At 68.5% G+C, this 16581-nt stretch carries 12 protein-coding genes; 2 read left to right on the top strand and 10 right to left on the bottom strand.

What is annotated here, in order from left to right; all coding sequences use genetic code 11:
* Position 1: 1 nt before the first annotated feature.
* The 8 genes from AC56DV_RS31905 to AC56DV_RS31870 form a co-directional block, all read right to left on the bottom strand.
* Entirely contained in the window at positions 2-4504 is a 4503-nt protein-coding gene (locus tag AC56DV_RS31905; RefSeq protein ID WP_496318212.1) for an EAL domain-containing protein, read from the bottom strand.
* Between the two features lie 48 nt (positions 4505-4552).
* A complete protein-coding gene (locus AC56DV_RS31900) occupies positions 4553-5704 on the bottom strand; it encodes an ABC transporter substrate-binding protein (protein ID WP_496318211.1) in 1152 nt (383 codons plus the stop codon).
* Positions 5705-5883: 179 nt separating this feature from the next.
* Positions 5884-6843, bottom strand: coding sequence for an ABC transporter substrate-binding protein (locus AC56DV_RS31895; RefSeq protein ID WP_496318210.1), 960 nt, complete (start codon positions 6841-6843; stop codon positions 5884-5886).
* Positions 6844-7000: 157 nt separating this feature from the next.
* Complete coding sequence (locus AC56DV_RS31890) at positions 7001-7669, bottom strand: hypothetical protein (protein ID WP_496318209.1); 669 nt, start codon at positions 7667-7669, stop codon at positions 7001-7003.
* A 40-nt stretch (positions 7670-7709) separates the two neighbouring features.
* Positions 7710-8570, bottom strand: a complete 861-nt coding sequence (locus AC56DV_RS31885) for a DMT family transporter (protein WP_496318208.1) — start codon at positions 8568-8570, stop codon at positions 7710-7712.
* A 74-nt stretch (positions 8571-8644) separates the two neighbouring features.
* Complete coding sequence (locus tag AC56DV_RS31880; protein WP_496318207.1) at positions 8645-10171, bottom strand: PA domain-containing protein; 1527 nt, start codon at positions 10169-10171, stop codon at positions 8645-8647.
* Entirely contained in the window at positions 10158-11201 is a 1044-nt protein-coding gene (locus tag AC56DV_RS31875) for a choice-of-anchor J domain-containing protein (protein WP_496318206.1), read from the bottom strand. Before AC56DV_RS31875 ends, AC56DV_RS31880 begins: the two co-directional genes overlap by 14 nt.
* A gap of 123 nt (positions 11202-11324) precedes the next feature.
* Positions 11325-12149: a crotonase/enoyl-CoA hydratase family protein gene (locus tag AC56DV_RS31870; RefSeq protein ID WP_496318205.1), complete on the bottom strand. Its 825-nt coding sequence runs from the start codon at positions 12147-12149 to the stop codon at positions 11325-11327.
* 87 nt (positions 12150-12236) lie between these two features.
* Here AC56DV_RS31870 and msbA point away from each other — a divergent pair, with 87 nt between their 5' ends.
* Positions 12237-14081, top strand: a complete 1845-nt coding sequence (msbA, locus tag AC56DV_RS31865) for a lipid A export permease/ATP-binding protein MsbA (RefSeq protein WP_496318204.1) — start codon at positions 12237-12239, stop codon at positions 14079-14081.
* On the opposite strand, the gene AC56DV_RS31860 is transcribed toward msbA, so the two are convergent.
* On the bottom strand, positions 14078-15172 hold the full coding sequence (locus AC56DV_RS31860) for an AI-2E family transporter (RefSeq protein WP_496318203.1): 1095 nt from the start codon (positions 15170-15172) through the stop codon (positions 14078-14080). The two genes, msbA and AC56DV_RS31860, sit on opposite strands and share 4 nt — an antisense overlap.
* A gap of 57 nt (positions 15173-15229) precedes the next feature.
* Entirely contained in the window at positions 15230-16102 is an 873-nt protein-coding gene (locus tag AC56DV_RS31855) for a c-type cytochrome (RefSeq protein ID WP_496318202.1), read from the bottom strand.
* 131 nt (positions 16103-16233) lie between these two features.
* Between AC56DV_RS31855 and AC56DV_RS31850 the strand changes: the two genes are divergently transcribed.
* Positions 16234-16581 (top strand): c-type cytochrome, encoded by a 348-nt coding sequence (locus AC56DV_RS31850; RefSeq protein ID WP_496318201.1) that lies wholly within the window; start codon positions 16234-16236, stop codon positions 16579-16581.

Below are 16581 nucleotides of genomic sequence, written 5' to 3'. Positions count from 1 at the left end.
ATCAGCGCAGTGCCGCGCCTTCCCGCTGCCGGATCAGGGCGGCGAACTGGTCGGCCGGAATGGCCGGGCTCAGGTGGTAGCCTTGCATCAGGTCGCAGTTGCGGCCCTTCAGGAAGTTCAGCTGGGCTTCGGTCTCCACGCCCTCTGCCACCACTTCCAGGCGCAGGCTGTGGGCCAGCGCGATGATGGCGGTGACGATGGCCACGTCGTCCGCGTCCATCGGCACGTCGCGCACGAAGGAGCGGTCGATCTTGATGATGTCGACCGGGAAGCGCTTCAGGTAGGACAGCGAGGAGTAGCCGGTGCCGAAGTCGTCGATCGACAGGCGCACGCCCAGGCCGCGCAGGCGGTGCAGCGCTTTCAGCGTGTCCTGTGCGTTTTCCATCAGCGTGCTCTCGGTGATCTCCAGCTCCAGCAGGTGCGGCGGCAGGCCGGTGTCGGCCAGCACCGCTTCCACCGAGGCGGCGAACTCCTTCTGCAGCAGCTGGCGCACCGACAGGTTGACCGCCACGCGCAGCGGCGGCAGGCCTTGCTGTATCCAGCTGCGCAGCTGGGCGCAGGCGGTGCGCAGCACCCAGTCGCCGAGCGGGTTGATCAAGCCGGTTTCCTCGGCCAGCGGAATGAACTCGCCGGGCGGCACCATGCCGCGCGTCGGATGGCGCCAGCGCACCAGTGCCTCCATGGCGATGATCTGGCCGTCTTCCAGGCTGGCCTGCGGCTGGTAGTACACCTCCAGCTGCTCCTGCTCCAGCGCACGCCGCAGGTCGCTCTCCAGGCGCACGTGCTCGGAGATCGACTGCTCCATCGACGCTTCATAGAACTGGAAGCCGGTGTTGGTCTTCTTGGCGCGGTACATGGCGCTGTCGGCGTGCTTGACCAGGGTGGCGACGTCGCTGCCGTCGTGCGGGTACATGGCGATGCCGACGCTGCTGGTGACGAAAATGTCGTGGCCGTCGATCTGGAACGGCGCGGCCAGCACGCGGCAGATGTTGTGCGCGGCGGTGGCGGCGGCGGCCGGGCCGTCCAGGTCGCTCAGCACCACGGTGAACTCGTCGCCGCCCAGGCGGGCCACAGTGTCCACGGTGCGCACGCTGTGGCGCACGCGCTGGGCCACCGCCACCAGCAGGCGGTCGCCCACGTCGTGGCCCAGGTTGTCGTTCACGTACTTGAAGCGGTCCAGGTCCATGAACAGCACGCCGAGCAGCTTGTTGTCGTTGTTGGCCTGCTGGATGCCCTGCGCCAGCAGCTCGAAGAACAGGGTGCGGTTCGGCAGCCCGGTCAGCAGGTCGTTATAGGCCAGGTGGCGGATGCGTTTCTCGGCGCGGTTCGCTTCGATGATGCGGCGCACGCGCTGCGACAGCACGGCGTAGTGGATCGGTTTCGGGATATAGTCGCTGGCGCCGGCGGCGAAGGCGCGCTCCACCGAGGAATTGTCCTGCAGCGCGGTGATCATCAGCACCGGGATGGCGCTGCCGCCCGGCAGTTCCTGCAGGCGCGCGCAGGCGGTGAAGCCGTCCATCACCGGCATCACGGCGTCCATCAGGATCACGTCCGGGTGGAAGCGCTTGAGCATGGCCAGCGCCTGCACGCCGTCGGCCGCTTCCTCCACCTGGAAACCGTCGCGCTGCAGCGTGTAGCGCAGGGTGCTGCGGGTGCTGCGGTCGTCGTCGACGATCAGCACCGAGGCCAGTTCTTCCCGCGGCGCGTCGGTTTCCTGGTCGTCCGCGCTCATTTCGGCGCTGAGGAAGGCGGCCACGCTGCCGTATTCGGCGCGCAGCGCCGGCAGCAGCGGGGCAATGTGCGCCAGGCGGCGCTCGATGGCCAGCGCTTCGATCTGTTGCGCCAGCAGCGCCAGGGCGTTGGCGCCCAGGTTGCCGGACGAGCCTTTCAGCGCATGGGCGCGGGCGCGCGCGGTGTCGCTGTCGCCGGTGTGCACGGCCTGTTCCAGCTCGTTCAGGTAGACCGGCGAATCTTCCAGGAAGGGCGAGACGGCGTGCGGCAGCGCCGCGCCCAGGATCTCGCGCAGCTTCTCGAACACTTCCATGTCGATCGGCGCCGGGTCATGCGCTCCGGGATGCGCACCGGAGTGCGGGCCGGCATTCGGGCCGGCCGGCAGGGCAGGCGCCGCCGGTGCGGGCGCCGCATGCGCGCCGCCGGCGGCCTGGGCGTCGCCGCCGTGCGGCAGCCATTTCTGCAGCTTGTGGCGCAGTTCCACCAGCGTGATCGGCTTGGCCAGGTAGTCGTCCATGCCGGCCGCCATGCACTTCTCGGCGTCGCCGCGCTGGGTGTTGGCGGTCATGGCCACCAGCGGCGTGCGCAGGCCTTCGGCCTCCTCGGCCACGCGGATGTGGGCGGTGGCTTCGTAGCCGTCCATTTCCGGCATGCTGCAATCCATCAGGATCAGGTCGAAGCGGCTGCGCTTGGCCGCTTCCACCGCTTCGCGGCCGTTGGCGGCGAACTCGCACACGCAGTTGTTCATGGCCAGCATGCCGGCCGCCACCATCTGGTTGGTGCGGTTGTCCTCGGCCACCAGCACGCGGAACTGGCGTGCGGGCAGGGCGCCACCCGGCTGCGCGTGCGGCGGCTCGGCGTGGCTGCGGCCGGCCAGCAGTTCGTGCAAGGCGTTCAGCAGGCGCGACTGGCGCAGCGGCTTGGGCAGCACGGCGTGGCTGCTGGCGTGGGCGTCGGGCGGCGAACCGGTGCCGCCGTGGCGGTCCATCAGCAGCAGGTGCGGCGACAGCCCGGCGGCGGCGATGCGCTCGGCGATGCCGCTGCCCTGGTCGTCCGTGGCGCCGATGTTCATGATGACCACGTGGTAGGGCTGGCCGGCTTCGGCCGCCTCTTTCAGCTCCACCATGGCTTCGCGGCCGCAGCCGCTCAGGTAGCAGGTCATGCCGTGGCGGGTGAGCGCGTCCTTGATGAAGGCCAGCACGGTGGCGCTGTCGTCCAGCGCCAGCACGCGCGCATTGGCCAGCGCCGGGTCGGCCTGGAAGGAGAGCTGGGTTGGCGCGGCCTGGCAGCGCACGGCGACCACGAAGGCGGTGCCGCTGCCCAGCGTGCTGTCGACGCGGATGTCGCCGCCCATCAGGTTGACCAGCTGCCGGCAGATCGCCAGGCCGAGGCCGGTGCCGCCGTAGCGGCGGGTGGTGGACGGGTCGGGCTGGACGTAGGACTCGAACAAATGCTGCTGCACCTCGCGCGTCATGCCGATGCCGGTGTCGCGCACTTCGAATTCGAGGGCGATGCCGGCCGCGCCGGCGTCCGGGGAGGTGGCCAACGAGGTTGCCAATGAGACCCGCAGCGTCACCTCGCCCTTTTCGGTGAACTTGACGGCGTTGCCCATCAGGTTGATCAGGATCTGGCGCAGGCGCAGCGCGTCGCCGGTGATGCGTTCGGGGATGCCGGGCGCCACCAGGTAGGCCAGCTCCAGGCCCTTCTGCTGCGCCGGGCGCGCCACCAGCTCGATCACTTCCTCCAGCAGCTTGCGCAGTTCGAAATCGGTTTCCTCCAGCGTCAGCTTGCCGGCGTCCATCTTGGAGAAGTCCAGCACGTTGTTGATCAGGTCGATCAGCGTGCGCGAGGAATTCCAGGCCACGTCCACGCATTCCTGTTGGCGCTGCGTGAGCCGCATTTCCTTCAGCATGTCCAGCATGCCGACCACGCCGTTGAGCGGCGTGCGCACTTCGTGGCTGACGGTGGCGGCGAACTGCGCCTTCATCTCGGCCATGTTGACGGCCGCGTCGCGCGATTCCTTCAGCTCGGCCTCGCGCTGCTCGAGCACGTTCATCATCTTGTTGAAGGCCTGCGCCATGTCGATCAGGTCGCGTGGACCGGCCGGGGCGGCGCGCATGCCCGATTCGCCCGCTTCGGCGCGGCGCATCAGGTTCGACAGCGCGTTGAGCGGATTGATCATGTGGCGCGTCAGCAGGCGCACCAGGGCCAGCAGGATGACGGCGAAGGACAGGGTCAGCGCCATGTTCCCCACCAGCAGCGACCAGGTCAGGCGGTTCAGCGTGTCCTTGCCGACCTGCACATGGACGTAGCCCAGCAGCTGCGGCTTCTGGTCCTGCATGTCGAACGGCGACGCTTCGCTCTGGCCGCCGTAGACGGGGGCGCCGAACAGCCACGCTTCGGAGCTCTCGCCCACCAGGCTGGCGTTGGCCGGGCCGGCCTGGGCCGCGCTCATGGCGGACAGGCGGGCGCTCAGCGGGCCTTGCAGCAGCAGCGGCTTGTGCTTGGCGTCGCTGATCTGCACGCCCACCACGTCCGGGAAGGCCAGCGTGGTGCTGACCACGTCGCGCGCATTCTCGGCCGAGTGGAACAGCAGCGCCAGCGTGCTCTGGCGGGCCAGGTTGTCGGCGATGCGCTGCCCTTGCTCGGTGAAGTGGTCGCGCATGCGGCCGCGCGCTTCCCAGGAGTTCATCAGCGACGAGAACAGCGCCAGGCCGAGAATGGCGGCCGAGACGATGACGGTCAGCTGACGGCGGAATCCTGTACGGCGCAAATAATTATGAAACATAGTCCACCGGAAGTAGGCTGCAAAAATACATCGTCAAGGCTGCGGGAATACGTAGTCGAAATTGCGTTGCTGCTGGTGGCCCAGGTTCAGGCCCATGTGGCTGGCGGTGCGCAGGTTGATGGCCGTCTGCAGCTCGCGCAGCGGGGTCAGGCTGCGGCGCTTTCCGTCGCCGGCGATCACGCCCAGCGCGGAGCTGGCCAGCGTGCGGCCCAGCTCCACGTTGTTCGGCGCCATGGCGAACAGCGCGCCTTTTTTCACGTGCAGCATGTTCGACGAGAACACCGGCACGCCGCTGTTCCACGATTCGCGCAGCACCAGCGGCAGGATGGTGCTTTCCTCCACCGTGGTGCTGTCGTGCGGCAGCCAGAGCGCATCGCGCCGGTTGTCGGCCGCGCCGATCACTTGCGGGTAGAGCTGGGCCGCGCGCGCCAGGTCGGTGGCCACGTGCGCCACCAGCTCCAGCCCCTGGACTCGGGCGGCGTCGCGCGCCAGCCGGATCAGCCAGTCGCTCTTGGCCGGGTCGTACACCACCACCACGCGGCGCAGGTCCGGCAGCAGCGCGCGCAGGCGCGCGAACAGCACCGCCGGGTCGGGCGTGAGGCTGATGCCGGCCACGTTTTCGGCATCCGACAGCAGCAGCACGCCGCCCACCAGCACGGTGATCTCGCGGTCCAGCCCGGCGGTCGCGTTCAGGCCCTGGCGGCCCAGCGCGATGACGACCTTGGTGCCGTTGTGCTTGAGCGTGGCGTTCAGCTCGGCGATGTCCACCTTGGGATCGACCGGGTAGCTGCGCACGCGCAGCTTGGTGCGCTCTTCGATGCCCTGGATGATGCTGGTGAAGGCGTGGCGGAACTGCGCCTCCACGTTGGGATAGAGCACGGCGATGGTGCCCTTGCCGATCGAGGCCTGCACTTCGGGGCGGCGCAGCTGGTCTTCCAGCTGGGCCAGGGTGATGGGGCGGATGACGCTGCGCGGAACTTCGCGCGGCAGGCCGGATTCGATGCGCGCCATCACCTCGCCGACCGAGGTGCGCGCGGCGGCGCCGGCGCCGGGGAGTTCGATATAGCTGTCCGCATCGTCCAGTTCGGCGGTGGCGGCCGGCGCGGCGAAGCATGTCCCTAATGCCAGCAGCAGCGCGGCGCTGACGCGCAGGCGGCGGCCGGCTTCAATTGTCATTTTGATCATTATGCTATCCAGTGCGGCCTCGGCGGGTCTCATACAGCTAGCGCCATACTTCGGCCAAATTACTGCCGGTAGTATATTCCACTTACTTGGCGGATTAGAAAGAAATTTAATTTCCAGCGGAAACAATTAACAAATCGTTAAAATTGTGTCGCGGGCGCGCCCGGGCGGCCCAGCAGCCATCAAGGTTCGGGGAAAATCGCGTCGTAGGTGCGCTGTTGTCCGAGGGCAACAGAGAGTCCGAAGTGGCTGGCCGAGCGCCAGTTGAACGCGGTGCGGACAGCGCGCAGCGGCATCATGCCGGGGCGCGGATTGTCGCCGTTGAGCACGCCGAGCGCCAGCGTGGCCAGGTCGCGTCCCAGCTCGTAATTGTTGGGGTAGAGCGCGAACAGGGCGCCTTTTTTCACATGCAGGATGCTGCTGGAAAAAATCGGCACGCTGCGGTTCCACGACTCCTTCAGCACCAGCGGCACGATGGTCTGCTCGTCCACCGTCACCGGGTCGGGCGGCAGCCACAGCGCGTCGGAGCGCCCGTCGGCGGAGGAGAAGGCGCTTTCGTAGCGGCGCGCGGCGGTGGCCAGGTCGGCCGCCTCCAGCCCCACCAGTTCCAGCGACTGGCCGCGCGCCGCCTCGCGCGCCAGCCGTATCATGGCGGCGCTGGCTTGCGGGCTGTAGACCACGATCACGCGCCGCACCTGGGGCATCATGCTTTTCAGGTAGCTGAACAGCAGGGCCGGGTCGGGCAGCAGCGTGATGCCGCGCAGGCGCTCGCCGTCCGGCGCCGAACTGACGCCGCCCACCACGATGCCGGTGGAGCCGTCGAAGGCGTTGGCCGCCTGCAGGCCCTGGCGGCCGAGCGCGATCACCACTTTGCCGCCGTTGCGCTTGAGCGTGGCTTGCAGTTCGGCGAAGTCGGCATTGGCGGCCACCGGGTAGCCGCGCACGCGCAGCTTGGCCTGCTCTTCGATGCCTTCGATGATCTCGGTGAAGATCTTGCGGTGGGGCTGGCCGATGTCCGGATAGATGACGGCGAGCGCATCCGGCGCAGGCGCGCCCAGCGCGCGCTCGCAGAGGAGCACGGTGCACAGCGCGGGCAGCACGGCAATCAGCGAACGTCGGTGGCTAGAGTCCAGGTCGGGCAAGGGGTGGTCGTACCGGTATATAGGTTGTTTTGAACAAAAATGTACCACGGCGCGGGCTATTGCTCAAAAACATCTTGTTGCTCCCCTGGTATAGACAGCCATGGCGCCCTGGGCTAGGTGCAGGCCAAGCATCGGCTGAACATCGGTCAAGCATGGGCTACCACTTGCAGCCGGAGTCCTTTTTATCGGTCAGTATCATCACCGGCAGGATCACCAAGGCAAGGATGCCGGTGCCGGACGCTATGCTCTTGCAATCCGCGCGGGCGGTCTTGCCGACGGCGCTGCCCAGCGGCGTGTCGGACGGCAGGCCGTACAGCGGCTTGTCGTAGATCTGCGCGACCGGCGGATCGTCCTTGGTGGACTTGGCGGTGGCCAGCTTGCGGGCCGACTTCATGGCGGCGTTCACGTCGAACTTGCCCTGGACAGGCGCGGCTGCGGGCGCGAACGGGTCGGCGGGCGGGCTGGGGGCGGCCTGCGCTGGGGTGTGCTCCGCTGCCGCCGTAGCGGGGGCGGCGGGCAGGACGGCCATGGAAGGCTGCGGTTCAGCCTCGGCGGCTGGATTGGCTGCGCCGGGCTGCCGGGGGCGGTTCGGCGGTGGCGGCGCAGGGCGCCTGGCGGCGGCCGCCACCGGGGGGGCCGCAGCGTTGGCAGACACGGCAACGGGCGGCGGTGCGGGCGCGACGGCGCGCGGCGTCAGCCACACCATCATGCGGCGCGTGTCGGGCTGCGGCGCGGGGCGGCCGGGCGCGGCGAGCAAGGCGATCAGCCCCGCATGCAGCAGCAGCGTAACGGCGAGGCCGGGCAGCAGTGTCCGATTTTTAGGCATGGTCCGGATGCATCATGGCGAATAAACAATATTTTATCATTCAGGCCAGCTTTCTGGGCTGCAATGTCGACAGCAGTACCGCGCCGATGACCAGCGCCCCGCCCAGCAGCACGGAGGCGCCGGGCGCGATGCCGAACACCAGCCAGGCCAGTGCGATCGCGTACACCGGCTCCATGCAGATGACGATGGCAGCCGTCTGCGCCTTCACCTGTTCCAGCGCGTGGATCAGCATGGTGTAGGCCAGCCCGGTGCACACCGCGCCAAGGCAGGCCAGCAGCAGCCATTCGCCGGCATCGAGCGCGGCGGCTTCGCGCCAGCCGAACGGGGCCAGCACGCAGGCCGCCGCCAGGCATTGCCACCAGCACGATTGCGTGCCGCTGGCCGCGCTGGACAAGTAGCGGTTGAAGACGGCGATGCAGGCGTAGATGGCGCCCGACAGGATGCCCCACAGCAGGCCTGCCGTGGAGGCGTTGCGCAGGTCGAAGGCGGGCGTGATCAACACCAGCCCGGCCAGCACCAGCAGCAGGACCGCCACGTCCCTGGGACGCAGGCGTTCGCCGAGGATGGCCAGTTCCAGCAGCGCCACGAACACCGGGAAGGAGGCGAAGCCCAGCGTGGCCAGCGCCACGCCGCCGCTGCGCACGGCCATGAAGAAGGTGACCCAGTGCAGCGCCAGCACCACGCCGGCTCCCATCAGCTTGCCGATCTCGCGCGCCGCCAGGGCCTGCCACGGGGCGCGCCTGCTATAGAGCGCAAACAGCCCGAGCGCCAGCACGGCGAACGCGGTGCGGCCCAGCACGATCATGGTCGGGCTGGCGCTCATGGCATGACCGAACAGCGCGGTGCTGCCGAACAGCAGGGCGGCGAAATGAAGTTTGAACAGGGCGCCGGATCGGGACATGGATGCAGGGCAATGAAAACCCCATTAGACCCGATGGCGACCGGCTTGCCTACTTCTTTTGCTTGTCCTTGCTTCTACCAGCCGATGTCCTTCAGCAGCGGCAGGCTCAGGTCGCGCGGCGGGGCGAGGTCGTGCGTCAGGTCGCCGCTGATGGCCGGTTCCATCAGCTGGTTGGGCTTGGCCGACGTGCTGTAGTGCGACACGGACGATCCCGGCTGCAGCGGATTGGGCGCATACATCAGGATGCGCCGTTCGGCGTCCGCCCCGGCCAGCTTGAGCGGATTCACGCCCAGGCTGGCGCTCACGCCGGAGCGGGTGCGCGAGCGCCGCTGCAGCTGGGCGCGGATGGCGTTGCCGTCGTCCTGCGTGACGCGTACGGCGGGGATGACGATGGCCGGGTCCGCGCCGCCCAGCCCCGTCACCGGCCCGGGCGCGTTGTCCACCACGATCATGGCGATGGCGCCCGCGTTCTGCAGATTGAGCGCTTTCTGCACGAAGGTGCAGCTGCCGCGGTCCACCAGGGCCACGTTGCCGTACACGGCCAGCGCGTTCTGCGGCGACAGGGGATCGCAGGCCAGGCCCCGTCCGTCGGGCTGGTCCACCACCGGCATCACCTGCCCGGCCAGCGGCGGGTTGGCCAGCGGCGGGCCGAAGGAGGCGTCGCCCACTTCGTAGTCGCGCGCGGCCGGGCCGGCGGCCGGGCCCGCCACGGTGAGGCGGGACACCGGATCCAGCACGGCCGGCACCGCCGCCGTGACCAGCGGACCGTTCCACGACAGGCCGTCGTTGCTGATGGCCGAGGCGGCGCGCTGGGCCGGGGTCAGCTCCACCCATTCATGGCCCAGGCGGTTGTCCAGCAGGTAGTGGTCCCAGATCGAGGGCTTGCCGGCGTAATACTGGCCGTTGGCTTCGTCGGTGAAGGTCTGGAAACCGAGGCCGTGCCCCATTTCGTGCAGCAGCACGGTGACGAAGTCGGTGCCGGTGCCGAAGTTGCCGTCCAGGCCCAGGTAGAAGCCGCCGCCGGGCAGGCAGTCCGCCGCCAGGCCGAGGCGCGAGTTGAAGGTGGCGCCGATGTGCGGGTCGGCCGGAGCGGACAGGTCGGCGCCGTGCAGCTTGTTGGCCAGCGCGGCGGGGTACCAGGTGTCGGGCTTGGGCGCGCCGGTGAAGTCGCTGAACACGTCCCAGGCGCCTGCCGAGCCCAGCACGCCGCTGTTGGCGCTGCACGGCAGCGGATCGAATGCGGCGCGGATGCGGATCGGCACCGCGCTGGTGAGCTGGCTGCCCCAGATGTTGGCGGCGTGGGTGAAGGCGATCAGGCGCTGCTCGCCCAGCGTGGTGCCGGTGTTGCCGCCGACCGGCGCGGCTGGGGTGGGATCGTTGAAGCCTTCGCCGGGACCGTCGCCGACGATGATGACGATGGGCACGGCGGCCCACGCTGCACCCCAGCCTGCGCCCAGCCCGGCGCAGCAGAGCAGGGCGGCGGCCGCAGTTGCCCGCAACATGCGCGAGGCTGCCATGGCGGCCGTGGCGCTGCGCAGCCGGCGCAAGTGCTGGGCGGGTGTGGCCCAAATGGGGGCGGGGCGACGTTTAACGGCGTTCATGGCTGTGCTCCTCGCCGGTGTTGGCGCCACGGGCGTGGACTCCTTGGCGCAGAGCGGCTTCGGCCGCCTGTTCGCCCTGCACGCAGGTGCTGGCCTGCGTGCCGTCCGCGCCGCGCGTGGCCACCGCGTAGACCTGGCGCGTGCTGACGCGCGACTGGCGCGTGCCGTCCGGCCGCTGGAATACTTGCGGCGCCGCTGCGGGCGGGCGCACCTGCCGCGCCTGCAGGGCCGCGAACTCGGCCGCCGTCGGGGCGCGCAGCGCGCCGGTTTCAGCGTCGCGCACCAGTATCATGCCGTCCTGCCCGGCGGCCGTGGCGCCTTGCGCACCGGCCAGCAGCGCGGCCATGGCGAGCAGGCGCGCTACGGATGGGCGCGCCCGCCGCGCACGCCGCGCGCGCCACAGCACCAGCAGCAGGCCCGCCGCCAGCATCAGCCACTCGGACGGCTCCGGCACGGCATTCACCACCACCGTGTCCAGGCCGATGTAGTCGGCATTGTCCGCCGTGCCGGTGTAGCGGAAGGCGAAGCGGACGCTGCTGCCGGGATCGGCGTTCAGCGTGTATTGCTGCCAGTCCGCCGGATAGGGCCCGCCGCCGCCGACGGTCAGCAGCACGTTGCTAAAGTCGCCAATGGCCGAGCCGCCGGTCGAGTAGCGCACTTCCATGTGGTCGCTGAAGCCGGCCGTGCCCGCGCTGCGCGTGTAGAAGCTGAGGGTGGCTGCGCCCGGCAAACTCAGTTCGGGAGTGATGAGCCAGTTGTCGATGGTGCCGCTGCCCTGGGCCGCGCTGAGGAAATTGGCCGCGATGTAGGCGTTGCCGCCGCCGGCCTGTGCCGGGAAGATGCCGCCGTTGCCCTGGAACCAGGGCGAACCGGCCGGCGTGCTCTGGTTGACAAACAGCCAGCCGCCCAGCGCGCCGACGTCGTCAAACCCGGTATTCAGTACGGTTACGTCGGCCTGCGCGTGCGGGGCGGCGGAGACGAGCAGGGCCGCCGCCAGCACCGCGTACAAAGTTCTTGCTGGAGTTCTCATGATGCACTCTCCTTTTCACTGAGAAAGTCAGCGCAGCGCAAGATGCGCCGCGCAGTTTCAGTGTATGGAAAGACAACATTGAGATATTGATATTTGTTCTATATCAAGCGATTAAGGTTGAAACTAATCGCTGAACTTGGGTACCTGCTTGCTCATATTGGCCATCATGGCCGCTTGCAAGTCGTTCGACATCAGCATCGCGGCGTTCCAGGTGGCAATATAATTCAGGCCGTCGGCCACGCTGTGGTCGCGCGCGTAGCTGATCATTTCCTTGGTGCCGCGCACCGCCAGCGGCGACTTGGCGGCAATGCCGGCGGCGATCTCGCGCACGCCCGCAGCCAGCGCTTCGGGCGACTCGAACACGCGGTTCACCAGGCGCATCTCGCGCGCTTCCGCCGCGTCCACCTTGCGGGCGGTGTAGGCCAGTTCGCGCGCCATGCCTTCGCCGATCAGGCGCGGCAGGCGCTGCAGGGTGCCCACGTCGGCCGTCATGCCGATGTCGATCTCCTTCACGCTGAACCAGGCGTCGGCCGAGCAGTAGCGCATGTCGGCGCAGGTGATCAGGTCGATGCCGCCGCCGATGCAGGCACCGTGGATGGCGGCCAGCACCGGCTTGCGGCAGCGCTCCAGGCTGCTCAGGCAGTCCTGCAGGTCGAGGATGGTGCGGCGCAGGTTTTCGCGGGTGCGGCCATCGCAGTCGTTGCGGATCGAGGCCGCCAGGCCCATCATCATCTGCAGATCGATGCCGGACGTGAACAGCTTGCCTTCGCCCTCCAGCACCACGGCGCGTACTTCCGGCGTGCTGTCGGCCCATTCGAAGGCGGTGCGGATCTCGTGCCACATGGCCAGGTTCATGGCGTTGGCTTTGTCCGGTCGGTTAAGGCGGATCACGGCGACATGCGCTTCCAGGCTCACTTGCAAAGTTTCGTAACTGGTCTCGTAACTCATAGCGGTCTCTTTTATTAGGGTGATGGGGTGCCGTGGGCATTTTATGCGATTACAATGCAGGCTTCCGTAATTAGAAACAGTGTTCTAGTGCAAAGCCGCCAACTCTACTTCCGCCTGCTCGGGCAGTTCCGTCCCTATCTAGGCGCCATGCTCGCCACGCTGATCGCAGTGGGCATTGCTGCGGCCACCGATGTCATGCTGATCCGCCAGCTGCAGAACGTGGTGGACGCCTTGCAGCCGGCCGGCTCGGCGGCCGGGCCGCTGGGCGCCATCCAGGGCGCCACCGGCGGCATGATGGTGACAGTGCAGGGCTGGCTGGACTCCCTGCTGCCCGGCAATCCGGCCGAGGCGGCGCTGTGGAGCATCCCGCTGGTCATCACCAGCCTGGCGCTGCTGCGCATGGTGAGCAGTTTTTCCGCCGATTACGGTTCGGCCTGGCTCACCAGCCGCGTGCAGGCCAATATGCGCGAAGCCATGTTCGCGCGCCTGCTGCGCCTGCCGAACAAGTATTACGATCAGACTTCCACCGGCGCCACCCTGTCGCGCGTGGCATATGACGCGGCCCAGGTGGCCCAGGCCGGCCTGAACGTGCTGAACGTGTTCGTGCGCGATTCGGTGGCCACCATCGGCTACCTGATCCTGCTGATCACCATCGACTGGCAACTGGCCTGCTTCTGCTTCGGCCTGCTGCCCCTGGTGGCGGTGGTGGTGACGGTGGCGGGGCGCCGCATGCGCCGCCTGGCCGAGGATGCGCAGGCCGCCATGGGTGAATTGAGCAGCGTGCTGGACGAGAGTATCGGCGGCCAGCGCGTGGTGAAGATTTTCGGCGGCGAGAAGTACGAGCAGCGCCGCTTCCACGACGTGGTCAAGCACAACCGTCACCTGGCGGTGAAGCACGCGGCTACCGCCGCACTCAATTCCGGCGCCATCATGATGCTGGTCGGGATGACGCTGTCGGCGGTGATCTACTTTGCGCTGCTGCGTGCCCGCGCCGGCCATCTGTCGCCGGGCGCCTTCGTCGCCTTCATGGTGTCGCTGATGGCCATGCAGTCGCCGATCAAGAACCTGACCAAGATTAACGAGCCGCTGCAGCGCGGCTTGGCGGCTGCCAAGTCGGTGTTCGGGTTGATCGACGCGCCGGCCGAAGTGGACGAGGGCACCCGCGAGCTGAAGCGCGCCACCGGCAGTATTTCGCTGCAAAACGTGGGCTTCCAGTACAACGCTGCCGACCCGGACGCAGCGCCGGCCCTGCGCGACGTGTCGCTGGACATCGCGGCCGGCGAGACGGTGGCGCTGGTGGGCGGTTCGGGCAGCGGCAAAACCACGCTGGCCGGCCTGCTGCCGCGCTTCTACGACGTGGGCCAGGGCCGCATCCTGCTCGACGGCCACGACCTGCGCGACTACCGCCTGGCCGAGCTGCGCTCGCAGATCGCGCTGGTGAGCCAGGACGTGGTGCTGTTCAACGACACGCTGGCCTCCAACATCGCCTACGGCGACCCGGCGCCGGACCAGGCCCGCATCGAAGCGGCGGCGCGCGCGGCCTACGCGCACGATTTCATCATGAAACAGCCGCAGGGCTACCAGACGCAGGTGGGCGAGAACGGTTCGCGCCTGTCCGGCGGCCAGCGCCAGCGCCTGGCGATCGCGCGCGCGCTGTACAAGAATGCCCCCATCCTGATCCTGGACGAAGCCACCAGCGCGCTGGACACCGAGTCCGAACGCCAGGTGCAGGCAGCGCTGGAAGTGCTGATGCAGGGCCGCACCACGGTGGTCATTGCGCACCGCCTGTCCACCATCGAGAAGGCGGACCGCATCGTGGTGATGGAGTCCGGCCGCATCGCGGAGTCGGGCAGCCACGACGCGCTGCTGGAACGCGGCGGCCACTATGCCCGCCTGTACCAGACGCAAAAGCAGGCGCCGGTGCCGGGCTAATCCTTTTTCGCCATCTGCGCGGGCGGCTTGGCATCGTCGCCCAGCACGTCCTGCACGTACAGCATCACCACCAGCACCATCAGCACCGCCGTCATCGGCGTGGCCAGCGCCACACCGGCCATGCCGAACACCGCGCCGAACGTCACCTGCATGGCGATGGTGAGCGCTGGCGGCAGCGCCACCGTGTGCTGGTCGATCAGCGGTTCCAGCAGATAGCCCTGCACCACCTGTATGCCGCCGAACAGCAGCAGCACGTACAGGGCTTGCGTGGGGCTGTCCGAGAAGGCGATCAGCAGCGCCGGCACCCCCGCCATCAGCGGCCCCACGTAGGGGATGAAGTCCAGCAGGCCCGCGATTATCCCCAGCAGCAGCGCCATCGGCACGCCCAGCAGGCTGAGGCCCACGGCGGTCATCACGCCGGCCGCCACCATCGAGCAGGCTTTCCCCACCAGCCATTTGGACAGCGTGTCGCCGATTTCGTCCAGCACGGCGCGCGCGCGCGGGCGGCGGCTGGGCGGCACCAGCGTGACGATGCCGTTCACGTAGAACTGCGGGCGTATGGCGAAATAGATGCCCACCGCGAGGATGATGAGCGCATTGCCCAGCGCGCCGAGCACGCCCGAGAAGAACAGGCCGGCGTTCGGCACCAGGGCGGACATCTGGCGCGTGATTTCCTTGTTGGTGGGGATTTCGTTGAGCAGGCTGCGCAGCCTGGGGTAGCGCGCCAGTTCGGCGCGCACCTGGTCGAGCGAGGTGGGCACCACCTGCGCCAGGTGGCTGGCCTGTTCCGACAGCTGCGGCGCCATCAGCCAGCCTCCCACGCCGAACAGCGCCGCCAGCAGGACCAGCACCAGCGCCAGCCCCAGGCGGCGCGACGGCAAGTGCAGGCGCCGGTGGGCGATGCCGGCCAGCGCGTTGAGCAGGATGGCGAACAGGATGCAGGCGAAGATGAGCAGCAGCGCGTCCGCCGCGAACCACAGCGCGGCAAGCGTCAGCAGGAACAGGGCGGCGATGCCGTCCATCAGCACAACGCGGTGCAGGAAACCGCGCTGGCCGGTGTCGGCCGCCTGCGGGGTATGGTCGTCGCTCATCGGTACATGATTGCGCATTTCGCGAATGCGTGACGCACGGCGTGCCTGCTGTCGCGTTCAGTGCAGCGTTTGCAGGTAGGCGGCGATGTCCAGCGCGTCCTGCTCGGATACGCCCAGCACGGGCATGGCGGTGTTCGGCTCCACGTGGCGCGGGTCGCGCACCCAGAGCGCCATGTTGGCGCTGGAATTGGGCAGCCGCCCGGCGATCAGGGCGCGGTCCGCGATGCCCTCCAGCGGCGGCCCGACCCAGACCCGCGATCCGCTCACGCCGGGAATCATGTGGCAGGCATGGCAGGCATACTGCGTCAGTGCGGCGCGCCCGCGCGCGGGCCGGCCGGGCCGTGTGCCTGGCGGCGCAGCGCCGGCGGTGGGCGCCGAGGCTCCGCCGGCGCGCGCGCCAGCAGCCAGCGGGCCGTTTGCCACAGCCTGCGCCATCCAGTCGTTATAGGCGGCAGGCGTCATCCGGGGCATCTCGGCCAGGAACGCCACCGTGGCCCACAAGTCCTGTTCGGCCATGTGGTATTCCCACGCCGGCATGCCGCTCATCTTGATGCCGTGCCGGACGATCCAGTACATCTCAGAGTGACTCCAGCGCCGCGCCGCGTCCACCAGCGGCCCGGGCACGGGCTGCATGCTTTGCCCGAATTTTTCCTGCGCGATGCCCGGGCCGCCGTGGCAGACCACGCAATGGCTGCGGTAAAGGGCAGCGCCGCGCCGTATCAGTTCCGGCTCGTCCAACGGCGGCGCGGAGATCGCGCCGGCATTGCGCCGCACGGACGCGTGCATGGCCCGTTCCAGCATGGTGTGCACCGGCTGCCAGTGCTGGCGGTTGGCGGCCACGTCATACCAGCCGCCTTCCACCACGGCGTAAGCGGTCAGCGCGCCGAGCGCAGCCAGCCCGGCCGCTGTCGCAGCCACGGTTTTGAGCATCAGCCGGCGCCGGTTTGATGACATTGTTATCAGTCAATAGAAATTAGCCAATTTTTGCATTCTTGTATTATAACTACTGGCCTCATCAGCACAGGAGTTCAGCGGTGCGCACCTATTGGACAGTCAGCTGCATGGCTCTGCCCCTGGCTTTGCTGGCCGGGTGCGGCGACGACGGTCCGGCGCCCATCCCCGTACCCGGCGGCCATGCCGGCGCCGGGCGGCTCCTGCTGGAGCGCTACCACTGCGCGGCCTGCCACAGCATTCCCGGCGTGGAAGGCGCGCAGGGCAGGAGAGGCCCGGCGCTCGATACCTTCGGCCGCGCCAGCTATATCGCCGGCCATTTGCCCAATTCCCCCGACCTGCTGCAGCGCTGGATTGCCGACCCGGCGGCGGTCAAGCCTGGCACGCTGATGCCGGCCATGGGCGTGTCGCCGGAGGACGCGCGCGACATGGCGGCCTATCTCTATACGCTGCGCTGA

Source organism: Massilia sp. BGA-UO-ETr-WB1, assembly GCF_059567845.1.
Note: the sequence above shows the minus strand (reverse complement) of the source record. Positions and strands in the feature narration are given on the sequence as shown.

Coding starts and splice junctions, on each gene's coding strand:
- AC56DV_RS31900 (WP_496318211.1), bottom strand. CDS start 5,704: ATGATCAAAATGACAATTGAAGCCGGCCGCCGCCTGCGCGTCAGCGCC.
- AC56DV_RS31890 (WP_496318209.1), bottom strand. CDS start 7,669: ATGCCTAAAAATCGGACACTGCTGCCCGGCCTCGCCGTTACGCTGCTG.
- AC56DV_RS31885 (WP_496318208.1), bottom strand. CDS start 8,570: ATGTCCCGATCCGGCGCCCTGTTCAAACTTCATTTCGCCGCCCTGCTG.
- AC56DV_RS31880 (WP_496318207.1), bottom strand. CDS start 10,171: ATGAACGCCGTTAAACGTCGCCCCGCCCCCATTTGGGCCACACCCGCC.
- AC56DV_RS31875 (WP_496318206.1), bottom strand. CDS start 11,201: ATGAGAACTCCAGCAAGAACTTTGTACGCGGTGCTGGCGGCGGCCCTG.
- AC56DV_RS31870 (WP_496318205.1), bottom strand. CDS start 12,149: ATGAGTTACGAGACCAGTTACGAAACTTTGCAAGTGAGCCTGGAAGCG.
- AC56DV_RS31860 (WP_496318203.1), bottom strand. CDS start 15,172: ATGAGCGACGACCATACCCCGCAGGCGGCCGACACCGGCCAGCGCGGT.
- AC56DV_RS31855 (WP_496318202.1), bottom strand. CDS start 16,102: ATGCTCAAAACCGTGGCTGCGACAGCGGCCGGGCTGGCTGCGCTCGGC.
- AC56DV_RS31850 (WP_496318201.1), top strand. CDS start 16,234: ATGGCTCTGCCCCTGGCTTTGCTGGCCGGGTGCGGCGACGACGGTCCG.